Annotated in this window: 2 protein-coding genes; both read left to right on the forward strand. The window is 71.5% G+C overall.

Annotation, left to right across the window (positions count from 1 at the left end):
* Nucleotides 1-1,108: AMP-binding protein (locus tag BCL76_RS38240; RefSeq protein WP_146228527.1), on the forward strand; the 1,108-nt coding region annotated here is incomplete at its 5' end.
* Nucleotides 1,105-8,087: non-ribosomal peptide synthetase (locus tag BCL76_RS38245; protein WP_146228528.1), on the forward strand; the 6,983-nt coding region annotated here is incomplete at its 3' end. The genes BCL76_RS38240 and BCL76_RS38245, both read left to right, overlap by 4 nt.

Here is an 8,087-nt window from a genome sequence, read left to right on the forward strand (position 1 = left end):
GGAGATGCTCGGCACCGAGGAGGCGGCCGCATCGGCCCGCACATGGGTCGTGGGTGGCGAGGCCCTCTCGGGTGCGGTCGTCCGTGACTGGTTGGTGCGGGCCCCGGAGTCGGTGATCGTCAACGAGTACGGTCCGACGGAGACGGTCGTCGGCTGCTGCGTGTACGAGATCTCGGCGGGCGGGAGTGTCGGGGACACGGTCCCGATCGGTCGCCCGATCGCCAACACCCGCCTGTACGTCCTCGACGCGCGGATGCGTCCGGTGGCCCCGGGTGTCGCCGGCGAGCTGTACATCGCGGGCACCCAACTCGCCCGGGGCTATGTGAAGCGCCCAGGCCTGACGGCCGAGCGTTTCGTGGCGAACCCCTTCGAGCCTGCCGGACGGATGTATCGCACGGGTGACATGGCCCGCTGGAGCGGGGACGGTCTCCTGGAGTACCTGGGTCGTGCCGACGATCAGGTCAAGGTCCGTGGTTTCCGTATCGAGCCGGGCGAGGTCGAGGCCGTGGTGGCCGCGCATCGCGCGGTGGCCCAGGTGGCGGTCATCGCCCGGGAGGACACCCCGGGAGACACCCGCCTCGTCGCCTACGTCATCCCCACCGACCCCGACGAGACCGACGAGGGCCTGGCACGAGCCGTCCGCGACTCGGCTGCCCAGCGGCTCCCCGAGTACATGGTTCCGTCGGCGGTGGTCGTCCTGGACGCGCTCCCGCTGACCGCCAACGGCAAGCTCGACCGCAAGAACCTCCCCGCACCGGACTACGCCGATGCGGCGGGCTCGGGCCGAGGCCCCGAGAGCCACGAGGAAGAAGTTCTCTGCGAGGCGTTCGCCCAGGTCCTGGGTGTCCCTGAGGTCGGTGTGCACGACGACTTCTTCGCCCTCGGCGGCCACTCCCTCCTCGCCGTCCGCCTGGTCAACCGGATCAGGACGGTGCTCGGCATCGAGGTGGAGATCGCCGCGCTCTTCGACGCACCCACGGTGGCGGGCCTCGCCGCCCAACTCGGGCACCCCGAGGAACAAGCCGAACAGCCCGAGCAGTCCCGACCCGCGCAAACAACCCGCCCGGCGTTGCAGCCGATGCGCCGCAACCAGGAGGAGTCCCGATGATCCCGTTGTCCTTCGCGCAGCGGCGGCTGTGGTTCATCAGCCGACTGGAAGGCCCGAGCGCGACCTACAACGTCCCGGTCGTCCTGCGACTGCCGGCCGACGTGCGCCCCGACGCGCTCGACGCCGCCCTACGGGACGTGATCGGCCGCCACGAGGTCCTGCGCACCGTCTTCGACATCGTCGACGGCGAGCCGTACCAGCGGATCCTCGCCCCCGACGAGCTGGACTGGGCGCTGACGGTGACCGAGGTCGCCCAGGCAGAGCTGTCCGGGGCGATCGACGAGGCCGGGCGGTACGCGTTCGACCTCGGCGCCGAACTGCCCGTCAGGGCAGGGCTGTTCCGGACCCTGGACGAGCAGGTCCTCGTCGTGGTGATGCACCACATCGCCAGCGACGGCTGGTCGGAGGGCCCGCTCACCCGGGACCTGACGACCGCCTACGAGGCCCGCGCCGCGGGCCGGGCTCCCGCCTGGGAGCCGCTGCCGGTCCAGTACGCCGACTACGCGCTCTGGCAGCGTCAGCTGCTCGGCGACGGGAACGACCCCGACAGCGTGATGTCCCGGCAGACCTCCTACTGGCGTGAGGCGCTCGCGGACGTTCCCGAGGAGCTGGAACTCCCCACGGACCGCCCCCGGCCGCCGGTGGCCTCCCACCGAGGGCACATCGTCCCGCTGAGCGTGCCCGCCGAGGTGCACCAGCGGCTCGCCGCGGTGGCGCGGACCGAGGGCGTGACCACGTTCATGGTCCTCCAGGCCGCCCTGGCCACCCTGCTCTCCAAGCTCGGCGCGGGCACCGACATCCCCGTCGGCACGGCGAACGCCGGCCGCACGGACGAAGCCCTCGACGACCTCGTCGGCTTCTTCGTCAACACCCTCGTCATCCGTACCGACCTGTCCGGCGACCCCACGTTCCGCGAGGTGCTCGCCCAGGTCCGCAGGACCGTCCTGTCCGCCTTCAAGCACCAGGACGTCCCGTTCGAGAAGCTCGTCGAGGAGCTCGCCCCGGCCCGCTCCCTCGCCCGCCACCCCCTCTTCCAGGTCATGCTGACCGTCCAGAACAACCAACGGACCGTCGTCGACCCGGCCACGGCCACGGCCGCTACGGCTACCGCGGCCGCGGCCGACGACCGCGAAGCCGGCACCAGGGCTGCCAAGTTCGACCTCGACCTCTCCGTCCGCGAGCTCTTCGACGCGAAGGGCGCCCCGGCGGGTCTACGCGGTTCGCTGACGGCCGCCGCCGACCTGTTCGACGTGGCCTCGGCCGCCCGCCTCGCCGCCCGCCTCGGACAGGTCATCGACCAGGCGACCGCCGACCCCAGCCGTACGCTCGCCTCCATCCGGATCCTCGCCGAGGACGAGCGCCGCCGGGTACTGACCGACTGGAACGCCACCTCCTCCGACGAGCCCGCCACCCCGGTGCACGAGCTCTTCGAGCAGTGGGCGGACCGCACCCCCGACGCGGTGGCCCTCACCGCCGACGGCACGCACATCTCGTACGCCGAACTGGACGCCCGGGCCAACCGCATCGCGCACTACCTCACCGGCCAGGGCATCGGCGCCGAGGCGGTCGTGGGCCTGTGCCTGCCGCGCGGCGCCGACATGATCGCGACCATCCTCGGCACGTGGAAGGCCGGCGCCGCCTACCTGCCTCTCGATCCGTCGCAGCCCACGGACCGGATCGCGTACATCCTGCGCGACAGCCGCGCCGCGCTGGCGCTGACGACGGAGGAGATCCTCGACGAACTGCCCGCGGGCCGTTCGCGTCTCGTGGCCCTCGACGACACGTTCGTCGAGATGCAGCTCGCCGCCGCCCCGACCGGCCGTCCCGGGCGTTCGGTCGATCCGCGGTCGCTGGCGTATGTGATCTACACCTCGGGTTCGACGGGCCGTCCCAAGGGTGTGGCGGTCACGCACGGCGGCCTGGCGAACTACATCGCCTCCGTCCCCGACCGCCTCGGCTTCGCAGGCGAGGGCGCCCGCTACGCGCTGCTCCAGGCGCAGGCGACGGACCTCGGTAACACCGTGGTCTTCGCGAGCCTCACCACCGGTGGTGAACTCCACATCCTGGAGGAGAGTGCGGTCACCGACCCGGGACTGGTCGCCGCCTACCTCGCCGAGCACGACATCGACCACTTCAAGATCGTCCCCTCGCACCTGGCCGCTCTGACGGCCTCCGGCATCGAGCCCGTACTGCCGAGGCGCTCCCTCGTCCTCGGCGGCGAGGCCGCGTCGACCCCGTGGCTGCGGGAACTCCTCGCGGCAGCGGGTGAGCGGACGGTCCACAACCACTACGGCCCCACCGAGACGACGATCGGTATCGCGACCACACGGCTGACGGCCGAGGGGATCGCCGACGGGACCGTGCCGGTCGGCACGCCGATTGCCAACACCCGTTTCTACCTGCTCGATTCGCGTCTTCAGCCGGTCCCGGTCGGTGTGACGGCGGACCTGTACGTCTCCGGTGCCGGCCTGGCGCGTGGGTACGTGGGCCGGGAGGCTCTGACCGCCGAGCGGTTCGTCGCCAACCCGTACGAGCAGGGCGAGCGGATGTACCGCACGGGTGACCGTGCGAAGTGGACGGCGGACGGGCAGGTCGTGTTCCTCGGCCGGGCCGACGACCAGGTCAAGATCCGCGGCTACCGCATCGAACCCGGCGAGGTCCAAGGGGTGATCGCCGCCCACCCGCTCGTTGACCAGGCCGCGGTCGTCGCCCGCGAGGACACCCCCGGCGACACCCGCCTCGTCGCCTACGCGGTCCTCTCGACCGACCTCGAGACCGATGCCCACGAGGACGCGTTCCGCGCCGAACTCTCTCGCACGATCGCCCAGTTCGCGGCGCAGCGACTGCCCGGCCACATGGTCCCCTCGGCGGTCGTCGTCCTGGACGCCCTGCCGCTGACCGCCAACGGCAAGCTCGACCGCAAGGCCCTGCCCGCACCCGAGTACGCCACCGGCGGCGGACGCGCCCCGTCCAACGCCCGCGAGGAGATCGTCTGCGCGGCCTTCGTCGAGGTCCTGGGCCTCGACGCGGCAGGATCCGGAACCGGAACCGGCGTCGGCGTCGGCGTGGACGACGACTTCTTCCGCCTCGGCGGCCACTCGCTCCTCGCGATCCGCCTCGTCGAGCTGCTGCGTCGACAGGGCGTCACGGTCTCGGCGCGGGCGCTGTTCCAGACGCCGACCCCGGCCGGTCTTGCGGCCTCGGCGGGCGCCGAGCAGATCACCGCACCCGAGAACCTCATCCCCGCCGACGCCACCGAGATCACGCCCGGCATGCTGCCGCTCGTCGACCTCACCCCCGACGAGATCGCGGCCGTGGCCGCCACGGTCACGGGCGGCGCGGCGAACATCGCCGACATCTACCCGCTGGCCCCGCTCCAGGAAGGCCTGCTCTTCCACCGCCTCCTCGCCGAGGACGGGGACGACGCCTACGTCCTGCCGACGGTCGTCGAGTTCGACACCCGCGCCCGGCTCGACGCCTTCCTCGACGCGCTGCAGAACGTCCTGGACCGGCACGACATCTTCCGCACGTCGATCGTGTGGGAGGGCCTGCGCGAGCCCGTCCAGGTCGTATGGCGCCGCGCCACCCTGCCCGTCACCGACGTCGCTCTCGAAACGGACGGCACCGACCCGGTAGCCGCCCTCGTCGCCGCCGGCGGCTACGCGATGGACCTCGGCGAAGCCCCGCTGATCCGGCTCCACGCGGCCGCCGTTCCCGGCACAGAGCGGTGGCTGACCCTGGTGCGGGTCCACCACATGGTCCGCGACCACACAGCTCTCGACATTCTCATGGAGGAGGTGCGGGCGTTCCTGGCGGGCCGGGGCGCGGACCTCCCGGACCCGCTGCCGTTCCGCACCTTCGTGGCGCAGACACGCGGTGGCGCAGCCGACCGCTCTGAACACGAACGCTACTTCGCCGACCTCCTCGGCGACGTCACCGAACCGACGGCCGCCTTCGGCGTCGCGGACGTACGAGGCGACGGCGCGGACTCGACGCGCCAGGTCGTCCCCTTCGACGACGGGCTGACGGATCGGATCCGACGGGTCTCCCGCCGCCTCGGCGCCAGCCCCGCCACCCTCCTGCACCTGGCGTGGGCCCGCGTCCTCGCCGCGGTCAGCGGCCGCGAGGACGTCGTCTTCGGAACGATCCTCTTCGGCCGGATGAACGCCGGCGCCGGCTCCGACCGGGTCCCCGGCCCGTTCCTCAACACGCTCCCGGTCCGGGTCCGTACGGACCGCCTCGGCGTCCTCGAGGCCGTCACCGCGATGCGCGGCCAACTGGCCGAGCTCCTGGAGCACGAACACGCGCCGCTCACCGTGGCGCAGCAGGCCAGCGGCATGCCGACCGGCGCCCCGCTCTTCACGGCCCTCTTCAACTACCGCCACAACAAGCCGAACAGCGCGACCGAAGCCCAGTCCCAGTCCCAGGCGCAGTCTCAGTCTCAGCCCCAGAACCCGCGCAACGAGCAGCTCGACGGCATCAAGACCGTCTTCTCGCACGAGCGGACCAACTACCCCCTGCTCGTCTCGGTCGACGACAACGGCGACGGCCTCTGGGTCGCCGTGGACGCGGTCGGGCCGATCGATCCGCGCGGAGTCGGCGAGTTCGTCCGCACGGCGGCCGGAAACCTGGTCACCGCCCTCGAATCCGCCCTTGACCACGACGAGGACGTCCCGCTCCGCTCCATCCAGGTCCTGGACGAGACGAAGCTGCGCCAAGTGCTGACCGAGTGGAACGACTCGACGGTCGACTTCCCCGGCGACGCCACCGTGGTCGGTCTCTTCGAGGCTCAGGTGGTACGGACTCCGGGGGCGGTGGCTGTCGTTTCGGGCGGTGCGGAGGTCTCGTATGCGGATCTGGATGCCCGTGCGAACCGGTTGGCTCGTCATCTGGTGGCTCAGGGTGTGGGTCCGGAGTCGTTCGTGGGTGTCTGCCTGGAGCGTGGCATCGAGTCGGTCGTGGCGCTGCTCGCGGTGCTGAAGTCGGGCGGTGCGTATCTGCCGATCGACCCGGGTTACCCGGCGGACCGGATCGCGTACATGCTCGCGGATGCCAAGCCGACGGCGCTGCTGACCTCGACGAGCACGTCGACGGCCATCCCGCGGTCGGATCCGACGACCTTCCTGGTCCTGGACGGGCTGGACCTTGCCGGACTTGAGGCCGCCCCCCTGGGCGTGGGCATCCGTCCGGAGCACCCGGCGTACGTGATCTACACCTCGGGTTCGACCGGTCGCCCGAAGGGCGTCGTGGTGGAGCACCGGTCGGTGGCGGGGCTCCTCGGCTGGGCGGCGGGGGAGTTCGGTGGGGAGGACTTCCGACGCGTTCTTGTCTCCACGTCTTTCAACTTCGACGTCTCGGTGTTCGAGCTCTTCGGCCCGCTGGTGTCGGGCGGCACGGTGGAAGTGGTGCGCGACCTCCTGGCCCTGGCCGATACCGACACACCGGTCGGTGACGTCAGCCTGGTCAGCGGTGTTCCGTCGGCCTTTGCGCAGATGGTGGCCGCGGGCGAGATCCAGGCCCGTCCCCGCACGGTCGTCCTGGCGGGCGAGGCGCTCACGGCGGACGCCGTCGCCGGCATCCGTATGACCATCCCCGGCGCCCGGGTCGCCAACATCTACGGCCCCACCGAGGCCACGGTCTACACGACGGGCTGGTACGCGGGTACGGACGCGGGTACCGAAGGCGCGGTCCCGATCGGCCGGCCCATCTCCAACGCCCGCGTCTACGTTCTGGACGGCACCCTCGCCCCGGTACCGGCCGGTGTCGTGGGCGAGTTGTACATCGCGGGTGCGGGTCTGGCCCGTGGCTACCTCGGCCGCCCCGAGCTGACGGGTGAGCGTTTCGTGGCGGACCCGTTCTCGTCCGACGGCGGTCGTCTCTACCGCACGGGTGACGTGGTCCGCTGGAACGCGGAGGGTCAGATCGAGTACCTCGGTCGTGCCGACGAGCAGGTCAAGATCCGGGGCTTCCGCATCGAACTCGGAGAGGTCCAGTCGGCGATCGCCGCGCACCCCGAGGTCGCCCAGGCAGCCGTCATCGCCCGCGAGGACGTGCCCGGCGACAAGCGCCTGGTCGCCTACATCGTCCCGAACGACACCACGCCGTCAGCAGCCGCCGCCGAACTCCCCACCCGAATAACCGAGTTCGCCGGCAATCGCCTCCCCTCGTACATGGTCCCATCGGCGATCGTGGCCCTCGATGCCCTGCCGCTGAACGTCAACGGCAAGCTCGACCGCAAGGCCCTCCCGGCTCCCGCGTTCGTGACGGGGACCGCCGGCCGTGGCCCGGCCACGCTCCGAGAGGAGCTCCTGTGCGGAGTCTTCGCCCAGGTCCTCGGACTGCCCGAGGTCGGTGTGGACGACGACTTCTTCGCCCTCGGCGGCCACTCCCTCCTCGCCGTCCGCCTGATCAGCCGGGTCCGTACGGTCCTCGGCGTCGAGGTTCCGCTCCGCGCCCTGTTCGACACCCCGACGGTGGCCGGCCTCGCGGCCGGTCTTGATGATGTGGGCCGGGCCAGGCTCGCCCTGACCGCCGGCAACCGCCCGGAGCGGGTGCCGCTCTCCTTCGCCCAGCAGCGCCTGTGGTTCATCAGCCAGCTGGAAGGCCCGAGCGCCACCTACAACATCCCGTTCGCCCTCCGCCTGGACGGCGGCATCGACGGGGACGCACTCGCCCTCGCTTTCCGTGACGTGGTCGGCCGGCACGAGGTCCTGCGGACCGTCTTCCCGACGGCCGAGAACGGCGAGCCGTACCAGAGCATCCTCGAACCCGCATATATCGAGTGGAAGTTGGAACGCGTCACCGTCCCGTCCGACGATCTCGACACCGCCATCGCGAAGGCGACCGCCCGGGAGTTCGACCTCACCCGTGAGCTCCCCATAGGAGCCACGCTCTTCGAGGCCGGTCCGGATGAGCGGGTGTTGGTGGTGGTGCTGCACCACATTGCGGGTGACGGGTGGTCGGTGGCTCCGCTGGCCCG

The organism is Streptomyces sp. CG 926 (genome assembly GCF_003148825.1).
Taxonomy (GTDB): domain Bacteria; phylum Actinomycetota; class Actinomycetes; order Streptomycetales; family Streptomycetaceae; genus Streptomyces.